Source organism: Pseudomonas sp. PDM32, assembly GCF_019219225.1.
Classification (GTDB): domain Bacteria; phylum Pseudomonadota; class Gammaproteobacteria; order Pseudomonadales; family Pseudomonadaceae; genus Aquipseudomonas; species Aquipseudomonas laurylsulfatiphila.
Map to the genome: position 1 here is coordinate 431,478 of NZ_JAHUWE010000002.1, position 13,950 is coordinate 445,427.

At 60.9% G+C, this 13,950-nt stretch carries 14 protein-coding genes and 3 pseudogenes; 2 read left to right on the forward strand and 15 right to left on the reverse strand.

Annotated features, from left to right (window positions below):
• Positions 1 to 28: 28 nt before the first annotated feature.
• The 9 genes and pseudogenes from KW846_RS29955 to KW846_RS05520 form a co-directional block, all read right to left on the reverse strand.
• Positions 29 to 151 (reverse strand): hypothetical protein, encoded by a 123-nt coding sequence (locus tag KW846_RS29955; protein ID WP_007977581.1) that lies wholly within the window; start codon positions 149 to 151, stop codon positions 29 to 31.
• Complete coding sequence (locus tag KW846_RS05485) at positions 148 to 1,356, reverse strand: MFS transporter (protein WP_015096156.1); 1,209 nt, start codon at positions 1,354 to 1,356, stop codon at positions 148 to 150. The genes KW846_RS29955 and KW846_RS05485 overlap by 4 nt, the downstream gene beginning before the upstream one ends.
• Positions 1,357 to 1,408: 52 nt before the next feature.
• On the reverse strand, positions 1,409 to 1,813 hold the full coding sequence (locus tag KW846_RS05490; RefSeq protein WP_046037619.1) for a MarR family winged helix-turn-helix transcriptional regulator: 405 nt from the start codon (positions 1,811 to 1,813) through the stop codon (positions 1,409 to 1,411).
• A gap of 104 nt (positions 1,814 to 1,917) precedes the next feature.
• On the reverse strand, positions 1,918 to 2,649 hold the full coding sequence (locus KW846_RS05495) for an adenosylcobinamide-GDP ribazoletransferase (protein ID WP_218481555.1): 732 nt from the start codon (positions 2,647 to 2,649) through the stop codon (positions 1,918 to 1,920).
• 2 nt (positions 2,650 to 2,651) lie between these two features.
• Positions 2,652 to 3,227 carry an alpha-ribazole phosphatase family protein gene (cobC, locus tag KW846_RS05500; RefSeq protein WP_218481556.1) on the reverse strand — a complete coding sequence of 192 codons (576 nt, stop codon included), beginning with the start codon at positions 3,225 to 3,227 and terminating at the stop codon, positions 2,652 to 2,654.
• Positions 3,224 to 4,279 carry a nicotinate-nucleotide--dimethylbenzimidazole phosphoribosyltransferase gene (gene cobT, locus KW846_RS05505; RefSeq protein ID WP_218481557.1) on the reverse strand — a complete coding sequence of 352 codons (1,056 nt, stop codon included), beginning with the start codon at positions 4,277 to 4,279 and terminating at the stop codon, positions 3,224 to 3,226. Before cobT ends, cobC begins: the two co-directional genes overlap by 4 nt.
• Complete coding sequence (gene cobU / locus KW846_RS05510) at positions 4,276 to 4,797, reverse strand: bifunctional adenosylcobinamide kinase/adenosylcobinamide-phosphate guanylyltransferase (RefSeq protein WP_116582333.1); 522 nt, start codon at positions 4,795 to 4,797, stop codon at positions 4,276 to 4,278. Before cobU ends, cobT begins: the two co-directional genes overlap by 4 nt.
• 122 nt (positions 4,798 to 4,919) lie before the next feature.
• Positions 4,920 to 5,090 (reverse strand): annotated as a pseudogene (locus KW846_RS05515) (cobyric acid synthase CobQ); the annotation flags it as partial.
• A gap of 355 nt (positions 5,091 to 5,445) precedes the next feature.
• Positions 5,446 to 5,805, reverse strand: a pseudogene (locus KW846_RS05520) (transposase); the annotation flags it as partial.
• A gap of 198 nt (positions 5,806 to 6,003) precedes the next feature.
• On the opposite strand from KW846_RS05520, the gene KW846_RS05525 reads away from it, so the two are divergent.
• Positions 6,004 to 7,197 (forward strand): radical SAM protein, encoded by a 1,194-nt coding sequence (locus KW846_RS05525; RefSeq protein WP_218481558.1) that lies wholly within the window; start codon positions 6,004 to 6,006, stop codon positions 7,195 to 7,197.
• A 155-nt stretch (positions 7,198 to 7,352) separates the two neighbouring features.
• Positions 7,353 to 7,924: pseudogene (locus tag KW846_RS05530) on the forward strand (transposase); the annotation flags it as partial.
• Between the two features lie 82 nt (positions 7,925 to 8,006).
• On the opposite strand, the gene KW846_RS05535 reads toward KW846_RS05530, so the two are convergent.
• Genes KW846_RS05535 through cobO form a run of 6 tightly spaced genes read right to left on the reverse strand, consistent with a single transcriptional unit; the run spans position 8,007 to position 13,925 of the window.
• Complete coding sequence (locus KW846_RS05535; RefSeq protein WP_218481559.1) at positions 8,007 to 9,458, reverse strand: cobyric acid synthase; 1,452 nt, start codon at positions 9,456 to 9,458, stop codon at positions 8,007 to 8,009.
• The gene (gene cobD / locus KW846_RS05540) at positions 9,455 to 10,447 is read right to left on the reverse strand and encodes a threonine-phosphate decarboxylase CobD (protein WP_218481560.1); all 993 of its coding nucleotides are present in this window, start codon (positions 10,445 to 10,447) and stop codon (positions 9,455 to 9,457) included. The genes KW846_RS05535 and cobD overlap by 4 nt, the downstream gene beginning before the upstream one ends.
• Positions 10,440 to 11,348: an adenosylcobinamide-phosphate synthase CbiB gene (cbiB, locus tag KW846_RS05545; RefSeq protein WP_218481561.1), complete on the reverse strand. Its 909-nt coding sequence runs from the start codon at positions 11,346 to 11,348 to the stop codon at positions 10,440 to 10,442. The genes cobD and cbiB overlap by 8 nt, the downstream gene beginning before the upstream one ends.
• On the reverse strand, positions 11,345 to 11,995 hold the full coding sequence (gene bluB, locus KW846_RS05550; protein ID WP_218481562.1) for a 5,6-dimethylbenzimidazole synthase: 651 nt from the start codon (positions 11,993 to 11,995) through the stop codon (positions 11,345 to 11,347). The genes cbiB and bluB overlap by 4 nt, the downstream gene beginning before the upstream one ends.
• Positions 11,992 to 13,317 carry a cobyrinate a,c-diamide synthase gene (locus tag KW846_RS05555; protein WP_218481563.1) on the reverse strand — a complete coding sequence of 442 codons (1,326 nt, stop codon included), beginning with the start codon at positions 13,315 to 13,317 and terminating at the stop codon, positions 11,992 to 11,994. Before KW846_RS05555 ends, bluB begins: the two co-directional genes overlap by 4 nt.
• A complete protein-coding gene (gene cobO / locus KW846_RS05560) occupies positions 13,314 to 13,925 on the reverse strand; it encodes a cob(I)yrinic acid a,c-diamide adenosyltransferase (protein ID WP_218481564.1) in 612 nt (203 codons plus the stop codon). The genes KW846_RS05555 and cobO overlap by 4 nt, the downstream gene beginning before the upstream one ends.
• Positions 13,926 to 13,950: the final 25 nt, after the last annotated feature.

The window sequence follows — 13,950 nt, forward strand, 5'->3', positions numbered from 1 at the left end:
AAGCGACGTTACTCGCCCTCGCCGCTCACTAGCAAGCACCCATGCCCAACTGCATCAGCGCCAGCCCACCCTGATGCCAGCCCCACCACGACAACGCCAGCAACAAGGCGCAGACGGCGGCTACAGCGATCCGTGGCCAAAGGCTGTTCATGTCGCACTCATTTGTGTTTGCAGGCGCGCCACCGGCCGTTCACGCACCGGCCAGTTGAGGGCGGCGGCCAACAGGCTCAAGAGAATTGCCACTTGCCAGATCAAGTCATAACTCCCGGTTCGGTCATACACCACCCCGCCCAGCCAGCCGCCCAGGAATGAACCGAGCTGATGAAACAGGAAAACAATCCCACCGAGCATGGACAGGTTTCGCACGCCGAACAAGGTCGCCACCGTACCGTTGGTCAACGGTACCGTCGACAGCCACAGGAAACCCATGGCCATGCCGAACAGGTAGGCCGTGGTGGTGGTCACCGGCGCCCACAGGAACAACGCAATGACCACCGCCCGCAGCAAATACAAACCGGTGAGCAAACGCGGCTTGGACATACGCCCGCCGAGCCACCCGGCGGTATAGGTGCCGAAAATGTTGAACAGGCCGATCAGCGCCAGCACCGTGGTGCCGACCGTAGCCGGTAGATGCTGGTCCACCAGGTAGGCCGGCAAGTGCACGCCGATGAACACCACCTGGAATCCGCAGACAAAAAAGCCGAACGCCAGCAACCAGAATCCGGAGTGCGAGCAGGCTTCACGCAGTGCTTCGCCAAGGGTTTGTTCGTGGCCCAGGACAGGCAACGGTTTGTCCTTGAGCATGCTCACCAGCGGTACGATCAGCGCCACCAGCAAGCCCAGCGCGAGCAACGCCGCAGACCAGCCAAGCCATCCGATCAAACCGAGCGTACCAGGCAACATCGCGAACTGGCCGAACGAGCCTGCAGCACTGGCGATCCCCATGCCCATGCTGCGCTTTTCCGGCGGTACTGCGCGGCCGACCACCCCCAGAATCACCGAGAACGACGTGCCGGACAGCCCGATGCCGATCAACAGGCCGGCGCTCAGGGACAGGGTCACTGCCGAATCGGAGAGCCCCATGCAAATCAGCCCCGCTGCGTACAGGACGCCACCGATCAGCACCACTTTCGCCGCGCCGAAGCGGTCGGCCAGCGCACCGGTGAATGGCTGGGCGAGGCCCCAGATCAGGTTCTGCAAGGCGATGGCGAAGGCAAATACTTCACGCCCCCAGCCAAACTCGGCACTCATCGGCGCCAGAAACAGCCCGAAGCCATGTCGAACCCCCAGAGACAACGCAAGGATCAGCGCACTCCCCAACAGAACCCAACCGCACGTACGCCACATCGATGTCATTGTTGTTCTCCGGTAGCGGGTATATACCCGCTTATGATCGGAAAAACCGGCGTCACGCCAGTTCGTCCAGCAGCTTCAATAAGGTTTCGCGCTTCTCGGCCCCCAGGCGATCGATCAAGCGCTGCTGCGCGGCTTCCCAGGCCGGCAAGGCAGCCTTGAGGCGCTCTGCCCCGGCCTCGGTCAGCAGGACAATGCGGTTGCGCATGTCCTCGCCCTCGACCAGTGTCACCAGGCCGTCACCCTCCAGCACCCGCAAATTGCGCCCCAAGGTGCTGCGATCCAGGCCCATGGCCTCGGCCAGGGTTGAAATGCTCGGCTGATCCAGACGCTGCAGATTGCACAGCAAAGAATACTGCGCAACGTTGATCCCGAAGCCGTCGAGAGCGCCGTCGTAATGCCTGCTGACGCCACGGGCGGCGCGACGCAGGTTGATGCATAAACATTGGGAATCGAGCATGGTGCGTGTATATACCCGCGAGTCGGTTAAATCAAGTGGCATGGGGTTTGTTCAGTGGTCAGGCGGTGTCTCGCGATGAGGCCGGAACATTCAATACAACCTCATCAGAACAGCGCCAAGCCTACCAGCACTGCAACTTCCAGCAACTCCAGCATTGCCCCTGCCGTATCGCCCGTCGTTCCACCGAGCCGCCGCAGCATCACCTGCCGCAACCAGACAAACCCGAGAACCGCCAACACCACCGCCACCACACCACTCAAACCGGCAATCAACACACAAACCAGTGCACTGCCAGCCAACACCCGCCTGCCCGCCACACGCGGAAGATGATCCGCCAAGGCCTGCCCCAGACCACCGGTACGCACATAGGGTGTGGTCAGGAACAAGCCGAGCAACGCGCTGCGACCGATCAACGGCACGATGATCAATGCCAGCGAATTCGGTTGCCCGATCAGCGCCAGCAGCGCAGTGAACTTGAGCAACAACACCAGCACCAGCGTCACCACGGCGATCGGCCCGCTGCGCGGGTCTTTCATGATGGTCAGCGTACGCTCACGGTCGCCAAAGCCGCCGAGCCAGGCATCCGCGCTGTCCGCCAGGCCATCGAGATGCAACCCGCCGCTGAGCAGCACCCAAACACTCAGCAATAACGCCGCGTGCAGCAACGCCGGCGTGCCCTGCAACAGCCAGTTCACTGCCCACAGAATCACGCCAAAGAGCAATCCCACCAGCGGATAAAACAGCAGTGACCGCCCCAGTTCCCGAGGCTCAGGCATGCCGGGCAGGCGAATCGGCAGGCTGCTGAGAAATTGCAGAGCGATCCAGAATGGCAACATGGTCAGAGCACTTCCCTCAACAAACCAGCGGACTCCATCGTCAGCGAAAACACTGCGCCATGCCCGACCTCAACGTTGAGCAGTTGCTCTCGGGGCAGCCCGCGAGCTTGTGCCAGCAACAGGCGCATCACCCCGCCGTGGCTGATCAGCAGAATGCGCTCACCGGCACAGGTCGCGTGCAAACGCTGCAGCGTTGCCAGCACCCGTGTCGAAAAGTCTGCAACCGGCTCGCCCTGAGGTGGCGTGAACGAGTAAGGATCGGCCCAGAACAAGCCCAGCGCTTGCGCGTCGGTTTCCATCAACGCCACCGCGCTTTGCCCTTCCCAGGCACCGAAATGCAACTCTTGCAGGTCTTTATCCAATTGCACCGGCACACCCAGTTGTGCACCGAGTTCCTCGGCAAACCGCGCACAACGCTGCAATGGCGAACTGACCAACCGATCCCATGGACCCTGCCCGACCACCGCGGCGCGCATCTGCGCCCAGCCCGTGTCGGTCAACGCATCATCGATGCTGCCGCGCAGGCCACCGCCGAATTCGGTTTCACCGTGACGCAACAGATCCACGCGCAGGGTCATGCCGGACGATCTGCCACGGCGGCTTCGGCGAAGGTCGCCATTTGCCCGTGCAGGTCGCACGCCAGACGCAGCAGCGGCACAGCCAATGCCGCGCCACTGCCTTCGCCAAGCCGCAGGCCAAGATCGAGCAAGGGCTGCGCATCCAGGGTTTCCAGCACATGACGATGCCCCGGCTCAGCACCGCGATGACCGAACAACAGCCACTGACGGCATTCAGGATTCAAGCGCACCGCGACCAGCGCAGCGACACTGCAGATGAAGCCGTCCACCAGCACCGCGACGCCTTCTTGAGCACAGGCGAGATAGGCACCGACCAGCGCGGCAATCTCGAAGCCCCCAAGGTTGAACAGGGTCTGCAAGGCATCGCCACGCTGTGCGCCATGCAATGCCAGGGCGCGCTCGATCACCCGGGCCTTGTGCCTGACACCTTCGGCGTTGAGCCCGGTGCCAGGCCCGGTCAAATGGCCCACCGGGCAATCGAGCAAGGTACAGGCCAGGGCGCTGGCGGCGGTGGTGTTGCCAATGCCCATTTCGCCACCGATGAACAACTGCGCACCGCTGGCAATCGCCCGCTGCACGCTGTCACGGCCGGCCTGCAAAGCAAGTTGCCCCTGGGCTTCGGTCATGGCCGGCCCCTGTACGAAATTGGCCGTGCCCGGGCCGACGTTCAGGTGACGCACACCCGGCAGGTTCAACGATGGCGTCACCGTGCCAAGGTCCACCACCTCAAGGGAAGCGCCCAGTTGCCGCGCCAATACGCTGATCGCCGCACCACCGCTGACGAAGTTGAGCAGCATCTGCCCGGTGACTTCCTGGGGATAGGCCGACACGCCCTCGGCGACGACGCCATGGTCGCCGGCAAATATCGCGATCCACACCTGTTCCAGACTCGGCTTGACCCGCCCCTGCAATCCCGCCAGTTGCACCGCCACCGACTCCAGCTGGCCGAGGGAGCCGGCCGGCTTGGTCAGTTGCTGTTGCCGCGCCAGGGCCTGTTCGAGCGCTTGGGTATCGACCGGCCTGCACGGGTTCAGCCACCAGGATTGAGTCATAACGCAGTTCCTTTCAGAGTCAGGGGCAGGCCGGCGACGGTCAGGACGACACGCTGACAGCGCTCAGCCAGAGCTTGATGCAGCCAACCGGCTTCATCGACATAGCGGCGAGTCAATTCGCCCAGCGGCACGACACCCATTCCGGTCTCGTTGCTGACAAAAATGATTTCACCCGGCAACGATGCCAGGCAGTCCAGCAGGGCATCACGCTCGGCGGCCAGGCGCCCGGCATCGTCGAGCATCAGCAGGTTGGTCAGCCACAGGGTCAGGCAATCCACCAGCAGGCAGTGGTCGGCACGGGCAGATTCGCGCAGCACCCGGGCCAGTTCCAGGGGTTCTTCAATCAGTGCCCATTCGGCAGGACGACGGGCACGGTGATGGGCGACCCGCTCGCTCATTTCGCCATCCAGTGGCTGGCTGGTGGCGATGTAGGTGACGGCCAGAGCGCTGTCGATGGCGAGTTTTTCAGCCAGGCGACTCTTGCCGGAGCGGGCGCCGCCGAGGATCAGTTGGAGCATGGTTACATCCTTTCAAATGGGCGGTGTGGCCACTTCAGTCTTCGCGAGCAGGCTCGCTCCCACATTTAAATGCGGTCAACTGCGGGAGCGAGCCTGCTCGCGATAGCGGTTTCAAAACCGCCTCAAATCCCACAGAGCTGCCGCAACAGCCCGGTATCCAGATGCTTCTCCACCAAATCCGCCAGCCGCTCGATATCGCGCTCGCGCAAGACGTGGTAATCCACGTCCTGCACCTCCTGCAAACCGGCCCAGCGTAGCAGCGCACTGCACACCGCCGGCGATTCGAACAGCCCGAAAGAGCCAAGCAGTGTGAGCAGACCAGTACTTCCAAGGTGTTACGGTGGTTTTTTGGCCAAGGGATTTTCCCTTACCCATCGACCACCCAACCCAATCGGGCAACCCCACACTGTCGAGTGGTTGGCAGGGGTGTCCCGGCGCAGGTGCTCCGGATTTTACGCAGTTTTTCCCATCTCCGCTGGACTCCAGATAGTGCCTGTCGCATTGGCCGCTGCATTCACTGCTGCAAGTCAGGTCTCCTGTGACAAATGGCTATAACCCTGGGTCGCCTTCAACCGAGCGGGTCCAAGCACCTTGAATACCTCATGGATTGAGCATCCTGAGTTCACTATGTTGCTCGCCATATTATCCATCGAGTGCAGTCAGGTAACGGTTGATGCTCGATTCAATTTCTTCCATTCGCCGATTCAGTTTGGCGCTGGTGAAATTTCGGTCGCGGTTGTTAACTGCTTTGAACTTGCTGCCATCGATGGCGACCAGATTTTCTCCGAACAGTCCCACCTGCTGACACAGCGCAACGAACTGGTGACAGACGCCTCTGATAGCATTGTTATTGTCTTTTCGTAAGTTGGCGATGATCTTGAAATCCAGCGTCAAGCACCCGGTCAACCACATCAGCTCGACGTCGCATTGAGGTTCTCGCTCCAAACGTCGGCTCGACTGGATGCGGCTGAGATAGCCGTAGATGTAGATCTTTAGCAAGATTGCGGGGGGAGGCAAGCAGGCCGATCAGATGCGGCCTATAGAGTTGTACACAAGCGTATCACCGACCGAATTATGGCCCAAATATTGCTTAAGTCATCCTGATCCGTCAAATAGTCAACATGAACTTCGGCAATCATCAAGTCGTATTTAACACTTAAAAGCCTGCAGCCGCATTAACACAACTTATATAACGAGACCCCCATAATGCACATGTTTATCGATATAGTTGGAGCGTGTAATTTAAGCTGCCCCTCATGCCCAATGGGGAACTCTGAAAACAATAATTTCAAAAAATCCATGCAGGTCGAGACGTTCAGAAAAATAGTAGAAAAAGCTAAGCTGGAGGGTGTCGATTCGATCCATCTTTACAACTGGACTGAGCCCTTAATTCATCCGCGCATTGGTGAGTTTATCCAACTAATAAACGCCGCGGGCATTGCCAGCGGCGTTAGCACTAACTTGAACATTGCCAAGAATATAGAACAAGCCCTAAGGGCTGAGCCTTCGTTTTTCCGTATTTCGCTGTCTGGCTTCCATCAAAACACCTACGCACTGGGACACGTGGGAGGCGACATCGAAGTTGTCAAGCAAAACATGATCAAGCTGCATGACATCAAACAACAATACAATCTTAATACATTAATCGAAGTCTACTACCATCGCTATTTAGACAACCTGGAAGAAGAAAGCTTGATGCGCGAGTTCAGTGAGCGCTTGGGCTTCAGTTTCACTACAGGTTATTCTGTGATGATGCCACTGGAAAAAACCCTTGCCATCATCGAACGTGATCCGTCCGTCACCGAAGCAGATCGTGAAACCCTTAATAGACTCGCACTACCGCCCTACGACGATCTGATCAACTTGGTCAAGCACTACCCGAAACAAGCGTGCACGCTGAAAGACCAAATGCTGGTACTCGACTGTAACGGCAACACTGTACTTTGCTGCTCTATCTTCAACCAATCCGAGTACCAAGTCGGAAAGTATCTAGAGCTACCCCTAGAGCAGCTGACAAGCCTTAAATCCACTCAAAAAAATTGCGTCGACATGTGCAATCGTTGCGCAAAAAATGGTTTGCACACGTACGCCATGTCTCCCAACCAAGGGCCTATGGAGCGCCACGCTGTCAGTCGCATCATTGATTTTCAACGTCGCAGCATTCTAGGGCTCCCGATTGATAATGAAGCACTTGGGAAGCAGGACGGCGAAGTCAGCGCAGAAAACTTTGATGAGCACCAATATCTGCAGTCGAACCATGATGTGAAGGCCGCAGTCTCCAACGGCACCTTCTCCAGTGGTTATCAGCACTACCTGTTCTATGGTCGTTATGAAGGCAGGACAGGGGCAGGCTCACCATTGGCACGCAAGGATTCAAACATGATTACAGACCAGTGCTGAAAACTGTTTCGCGTGATCAAACATCTGTGGGGGGACAGCGACTGATCTTCAGTGTGTTGCCGCCCACCGAAAACTGGCAGCTACGGGTCCAGGCTGTGTGAAAACGCCTGCGATTGTCTAACCTTCAGATCGCCGAGATCGTGGCGGGGACGATCATGAAGCGATACATTGAAGGCGAGGCTCGGACGCAAGTCACGTTGCTGCCGGAGTGTCTGGACGACTACGTAGCCGAAGAAAATCCAGTGCGCATAGTCGATGTTTTGGTCGATGAACTCGACCTAGGCGCACTTGGCTTTGAGGACGTCGATCCCGCCACAACGGGTCGTCCGACCTACTACCCAGCGGTGTTGCTGAAGATCAATATCTACAGCTACCTCAATCGAATTCAGTCCAGCCGCCGGCTGGAACGCGAGGCCGCGAGCATCGCCGAGTTGATATGGCTCACGGGGCGGCTGGCCCCAGACTTCAAACCATTGCCGACTTTCGCAAAGACAATGGCAAAACCATTCGCTGCGTATGCCGCCAGTTCGTAGTTCTTTGCCGCAACCTCACAGAGAGCAAAGTGAAGGCACGTATGCAGCAGATCGAGCAGAATATTGATCGATATCTGGCGACAATGGATTCGGCGGATCGGGCAGCACCCGAAGTCGTCGAAGCCAAAGCAGAGCGGCTGAAAGAAAAGATAGAAACACTAAAAAAGCAGATACAGAAACTCAAGGACATCGAGATTAGTTGACCACTACTCTGCCGAGAATTGGTTGGAGCATGGTGCCACCCTATAAACGTGCGATGGCGGCCTCTAACCCACCTCAGAACCCACAGAGCTGCCGCAACAGCCCGGTATCCAGATGCTTCTCCACCAGATCCGCCAGCCGCTCGATATCTCGCTCGCGCAAGGCGTGGTAATCCACGTCCTGCACCTCCTGCAAACCGGCCCAGCGCAACAGCGCACTGCACGCCGCAGGCGATTCGAACAGCCCGTGCAGATAGGTGCCAAGAATCTGCCCGTCCGCACTTTGCGCACCGTCGCAGCGGCCGTCCTCCAGGTGCACGGCGGCATTTTCCAGGGCCGGTCCGGTGGTCACGCCAGCATGGATTTCATAGCCTGATACCGGCGCATCTTCCAGCGCCAGGCGACCGCACACATTGCGCAGCTGTTTCTCTTGTTCGAGCCGGGTCTGGAACGCCAGCAACCCCAAACCGGCACTGGAACCCGGCGCGCCCTCGAGGCCCAGCGGGTCATGCACCTGCCCACCGAGCATCTGCAGGCCGCCACAGATCCCCAGCAGTTTTCCGCCGTAACGCAGATGCCGGGCAATCGCGGTTTCCCAGCCGTTGGCCCGTAGGTACGCGAGGTCGCCGCGGACACTTTTCGAACCAGGAAGAATGATCAGGTCGGCGGGCGGAATTGCCTGGCCGGGCCCGATGAATTGCAGGTCCACTTGCGGATGCAGGCGCAGCGGATCGAAATCGGTGTGATTGCTGATGCGCGGCAGCACCGGCACCACCACCTTCAGCACCTGTTCGGCTTTGTCGGTCTGGCGTTGATCGATGCCGTCCTCGGCCTCCAGATGCAGGTCCATCACGTACGGCAGCACGCCGACCACCGGTTTGCCGGTGCGTTCTTCAAGCCAGTCGAGACCGGGTTGCAGCAATGCGATGTCACCGCGAAAACGATTGATGATGAAGCCTTTGACCCGCGCCTGTTCGCTCGGTGACAGCAGTTCGAGGGTACCCACCAGATGGGCGAACACCCCGCCGCGATTGATATCGGCGATCAGCAACACCGGGCAATCCACCGCTTCGGCGAAGCCCATGTTGGCGATGTCGCCCGCGCGCAAATTGATTTCCGCCGGCGAGCCTGCGCCTTCGACCATCACCAGCGGATAGGCTGCGCTCAAGCGCTCGTGGGAGGCCAGCACCGCTTGCATGGCGATGCTTTTGTAGTCGTGATAGGCGACGGCGTTCATGGTCGTGACGGCGCGACCATGGATGATCACCTGGGCACCGGTGTCACTGTTGGGCTTGAGCAATACCGGATTCATGTCGGTATGCGGTTCGAGGTGCGCGGCCTGGGCCTGAACCGCCTGGGCACGGCCAATCTCGCCGCCGTCGGCGGTCACCGCACTGTTGAGTGCCATGTTCTGCGGCTTGAACGGCACTACCCTGACGCCCTGACGCGTGGCCCAACGGCACAACGCAGTCACCAGCGTGCTTTTACCGGCATCCGACGTGGTGCCCTGCACCATCAGCGTGGTCATTGGTTTTCCTTGGCGAAATCTTCGAATGCCTGCGCCAGGCGCACCCAGGCGGCTTCATCACCGGGCAGGCCGAATCGCAGGCTGCTGTTGTGCGTGAACAACCGCAGGAGAATGCCGCGCCGGGCCATGAACTCGTGCAGTGCTTCGGCGCGTTCGGTGATCAGCCATTGGAACAGCGCACAGCCGCCCTGGGGCTCGAAGCCGTGTTGCTGCAGCAACGACGCCAGGCGCTTGCTGGCCTCTTCGGTGCGCAGCCGTTGCCGCATTTGCCCCTCGGTATCGCGCAGGCAGGCCTGCCCCACTACCCGGGTTGCCCCGCTCACGGCCCAGGGCCCCACTTGTTCTGCCAGCAACTTGAGCAACTTGCGCTCGGCCAGCACAAACCCCAGGCGCACACCGGCCAGGCCGAAAAACTTGCCGAAGGAGCGCAAGACGATCAGCCCGACCTGATGGGCAAACGGCGCCAGGCTCAGTTGCGGCGTGTTGTCCATGAACGCTTCGTCCACCACCAGCCAGCCACCGCGCTGGGCCAGTCGTGTGTGCCAGTCGAGCAGCCGACTGGGGGTGAGGCTCAGGCCCGTGGGGTTATTCGGATTGACCACCACCAGCACGTCGAAACTGTCGATAAAGAAGTCGACTTCCTGCTCCAGCACTTCCCGCACGATGTAGCCGTTACGACGCCACGCTTCGGCGTGCTCGGCGTAGCACGGCGACAACACACCCACCTTGCCCGCCCGACGCAATCGCGGCAGCAGCTGGATCGCCATTTGCGAACCGGCCACCGGCAATGCCTGCAAGGTGCCGTAGTAATCACAGGCGGCCTGTTCCAGACCATCGTCCGCCTCCGGCAAACGGGCCCAGGCCCGCAGCGGAATATCCGGCACCGGGAACGGCCAGGGCGCAAGGCCCGTCGACAGGTCCAGCCAGTCGGCTTCATCTATGCCGTATTCGAGCGCTGCCTTGCGCAATCGTCCACCGTGCTCAAGCATAAAATTCAGCCCCCAGGCAGAGAATCAGCAGCCATAACCATACCCCGCGCTGGACCAGTTGCCAGCCTTGGTCGATGGAGTCGGCGTCCGCAGGCACACCTTCGCCCAATTGCGGACGCTGGTGCAGTTCGCCGTGATAAATCGCCGCCCCGCCCAATTCGACGCCGAGGGCACCCGCCCCTGCCGCCATCACCGGGCCGGCGTTCGGACTGTCCCAGGTCAGGCCCTGGGTGCGCCAGCATTTCAACGCCAGTCGGGTTTTGCCCAGCAGCGCATAAGTCAGTGCCACCAGACGCGCTGGAATGAAATTGAGCACGTCGTCGATCTTTGCCGCCGCCCAGCCGAACCGTTCGAAGCGCTCATTGCGATAGCCCCACATCGCATCCAGCGTATTGCTCAGGCGATAGAGCACCACCCCCGGCGCACCGGCCACGGCAAACCAGAACAACGCGGCGAACACCGCGTCACTGCCGTTTTCCAGCACCGACTCGGTGGCGGCACGGGCGACTTCGGTTTTATCCAGGTCACTGGTTTTACGGCTAACCAGATAACTCACACGTTTGCGTGCTTCATCCAGATCATCGCCGCGCAAGGCCTTGGCCACCGGCGTGACGTGTTCACCGAGACTGCGCATGCCGAGGGCGCAATAGAGCGCGAGAATCTCGACGATCCAGCCGACGTAAGGCGCCCAGGAGAATGCCGTGACCAACAGCACCAGCGGCAGCACGGCGATCACCCACGCGGTGACGCCATGGCTGCGCCAACCGCGACCGCCGCCGTTGAAACGTTGCTCGATGCGATCGGCAAAACGGCCGAACGCCACCAGCGGATGCCAGCGTTTGGGTTCACCCAGCAGCGCATCCAGCGCAACCGCGGCGACACTCAACAACGCCACACTCATTGACTCACTCCCCAATAGTTCTCGTACAGCAATTCATGCAGCGGACGCGCCTGCGCCCAGCCTTCGAGCACCAGCATCGGCGCCGGGTAGAACGCCTTTACCGGCCCCAGGCACAACACCGCCAGCGGTTTGGCTCCCGGCGGCAACCTCAGCAGGTCCGCCAGTGCCTGGGGTTCGAACAGCGACACCCAGCCCATCCCCAGCCCTTCGGCGCGGGACGCGAGCCACAGGTTCTGGATGGCACAGGACAGCGAGGCCATGTCCATTTCCGGCAAGGTGCGGCGGCCGAAGATATGCTGCTCGCGGCCGTCCATCAGTGCGGCGACCAATACCTCGGCGCAATCGTTGATGCCTTCCACCTTGAGCTTCATGAACTCGTCGCTGCGCTCGCCGAGGGCTTCGGCGGTGCGCACACGCTCCTCTTCCACGAGCCCCTGGATTTGCCCGCGCAAGGCGCGATCACTGATGCGGATGAAGCGCCAGGGTTGCATCAGGCCGACGCTGGGTGCCTGGTGCGCAGCCTCGAGCAGGCGCTGGAGCAACTCGGGCTCGACGCTGCCACCACTGAAGTGGCGCATGTCGCGGCGCTCGCCGATGGCGCGGTAGACCGCTGCGCGTTCGGCTTCGGTGAATGCGTTGTCGGTCATGGCCTGCTCGCGAAGGCGTTCCCACGGTCCGGCGCAAACAGCGCGGCAATTGCCGAGGGATTGGACGGAAAATAAAAGTGCACGTAAGAGGCAGTCATCCGCCCCTCACGATAAACCGCCTCCGCTCCGCGCCCGCCGTTAGGGCTTACGCCTCGAGCAATCGGCGCCAGTTCCGTGCTGGTCAGCGAATGGTGATAGGTGTGCCCGCGCAGCGAACCTTCCGGCAGCTCCACCGCTTGCAACGCCAGCGCCGCCAGACGCTTTTGCATGACCGCATCACCGGCCAGCAAGCCCGCCAGTTCGGCGCGAGTGCCCTCGACATCGGTCAGGGAGTCGAGCAGATACAGCATGCCGCCACACTCGGCGAGCAAGGGTTTGCCCGCCCGGTGGTGGGCGCGGATCGCCTCAAGCATCGCCGTATTTTGCGCCAGCGCGACATGGTGCAATTCCGGGTAACCGCCCGGCAGATACAGGCTGTCCGCCTCCGGCAATTGGCGGTCGCGGATCGGCGAGAAGAATGACAGTTCGGCGCCCATCGCCCGCAGTAAATCCAGGCTCGCACCGTAGGTGAATGCAAAGGCCTCATCACGGGCCACAGCAATGCGCACACCGGCCAGTAGCGGCTCGGCAGCAATGGCATCCGGTGCGGCGAACTCGACTGCCGGTGGCAGCGCGACCTCGCAACTGTTGGCCAGGGCATCGGCTGCCGCATCGAGGCGCAGGTCGAGATCGTTCAGTTCACTGGCTTGAACCAGCCCCAGGTGTCGGCTCGGCAGTTCAATCCCGGTTTCCCGGGACAGCGCGCCGTACCAGCGCAACCCTTCAGTCAGGCTGCCCTCGAGCAGTTGCGCGTGGCGCAGCGTGCCGACGCGGTTGGCCAGCACGCCGGCGAACGGCAAGTCCGGCTGATAACGCGCCAGCCCCAGGGCCAGTGCGCCGAAGGTCTGGGCCATGGCGGTGCCGTCGATCACACCCAGCACCGGCACACCGAAATGCCGCGCCAGATCGGCGCTCGACGGCGTACCGTCGAACAACCCCATGACGCCTTCGATCAGGATCAGGTCGGCTTCAGCGGCGGCTTCCCACAGCAACCGGCGACTCTCCTGCTCGCCGACCATCCACATGTCCAGTTGATACACCGGCGCACCGCTGGCACGTTCGAGGATCATCGGATCGAGAAAGTCGGGGCCGCACTTGAACACGCGGACCTTGCGCCCCTGATTGCGATGCAATCGGGCCAGCGCCGCGGTGACGGTGGTCTTGCCCTGGCCGGAGGCCGGCGCGGCAATCAGTACCGCCGGGCAATGACGAGGCTGGTTCACAGCTCGACGCCTTTCTGCGCTTTGATCCCGGCCTGAAAGGCGTGCTTGATCATGCCCATTTCGGTGACCGTGTCGGCCATCTCGATCATTTCCGGCTTGGCGGCACGCCCGGTGACCACCACGTGTTGCATCGGCGGCCGGGCCTGCAAGTCGCTGAGCACCTGATCGAGATCGAGGTAGCCGTGCTTGAGGGCGATGTTCAGCTCATCCAGTACCACCAGGCCGATGGACGGATCGCGCAGCAATTCCCGGGACACCGCCCACGCCGCTTCGGCGGCAGCGATGTCGCGCTGACGGTCCTGGGTTTCCCAGGTAAACCCTTCGCCCATCACATGAAAACGCACCTGCTCGGGAAAGCGCCGGAAGAACAGCTCTTCGCCGGTACTGTTGCGGCCCTTGATGAACTGCACCACACCGCATTGCATGCCGTGCCCCATGGCACGGGCGAGCATGCCGAAGGCCGAACTGCTCTTGCCCTTACCGTTGCCGGTCAGCACCAGCAACAGACCACACTCGTTCGGGGAGTTGGCGATGCGCTCGTCGATCACGGCTTTTTTGCGCTGCATGCGCGCGAAGTGGCGTTCGTCACGATCGGGGGTATCAGTCATGGGGGAGCTCTCCGTTGAGGCAGGA

What these genes read in the sequence shown, in the direction of transcription:
- KW846_RS29955 (WP_007977581.1), bottom strand. Translation starts at nt 151, where the DNA reads ATGAACAGCCTTTGGCCACGGATCGCTGTAGCCGCCGTCTGCGCCTTG.
- KW846_RS05485 (WP_015096156.1), bottom strand. Translation starts at nt 1,356, where the DNA reads ATGACATCGATGTGGCGTACGTGCGGTTGGGTTCTGTTGGGGAGTGCG.
- KW846_RS05490 (WP_046037619.1), bottom strand. Translation starts at nt 1,813, where the DNA reads ATGCTCGATTCCCAATGTTTATGCATCAACCTGCGTCGCGCCGCCCGT.
- KW846_RS05495 (WP_218481555.1), bottom strand. Translation starts at nt 2,649, where the DNA reads ATGTTGCCATTCTGGATCGCTCTGCAATTTCTCAGCAGCCTGCCGATT.
- cobC (WP_218481556.1), bottom strand. Translation starts at nt 3,227, where the DNA reads ATGACCCTGCGCGTGGATCTGTTGCGTCACGGTGAAACCGAATTCGGC.
- cobT (WP_218481557.1), bottom strand. Translation starts at nt 4,279, where the DNA reads ATGACTCAATCCTGGTGGCTGAACCCGTGCAGGCCGGTCGATACCCAA.
- cobU (WP_116582333.1), bottom strand. Translation starts at nt 4,797, where the DNA reads ATGCTCCAACTGATCCTCGGCGGCGCCCGCTCCGGCAAGAGTCGCCTG.
- KW846_RS05525 (WP_218481558.1), top strand. Translation starts at nt 6,004, where the DNA reads ATGCACATGTTTATCGATATAGTTGGAGCGTGTAATTTAAGCTGCCCC.
- KW846_RS05535 (WP_218481559.1), bottom strand. Translation starts at nt 9,458, where the DNA reads ATGACCACGCTGATGGTGCAGGGCACCACGTCGGATGCCGGTAAAAGC.
- cobD (WP_218481560.1), bottom strand. Translation starts at nt 10,447, where the DNA reads ATGCTTGAGCACGGTGGACGATTGCGCAAGGCAGCGCTCGAATACGGC.
- cbiB (WP_218481561.1), bottom strand. Translation starts at nt 11,348, where the DNA reads ATGAGTGTGGCGTTGTTGAGTGTCGCCGCGGTTGCGCTGGATGCGCTG.
- bluB (WP_218481562.1), bottom strand. Translation starts at nt 11,995, where the DNA reads ATGACCGACAACGCATTCACCGAAGCCGAACGCGCAGCGGTCTACCGC.
- cobO (WP_218481564.1), bottom strand. Translation starts at nt 13,925, where the DNA reads ATGACTGATACCCCCGATCGTGACGAACGCCACTTCGCGCGCATGCAG.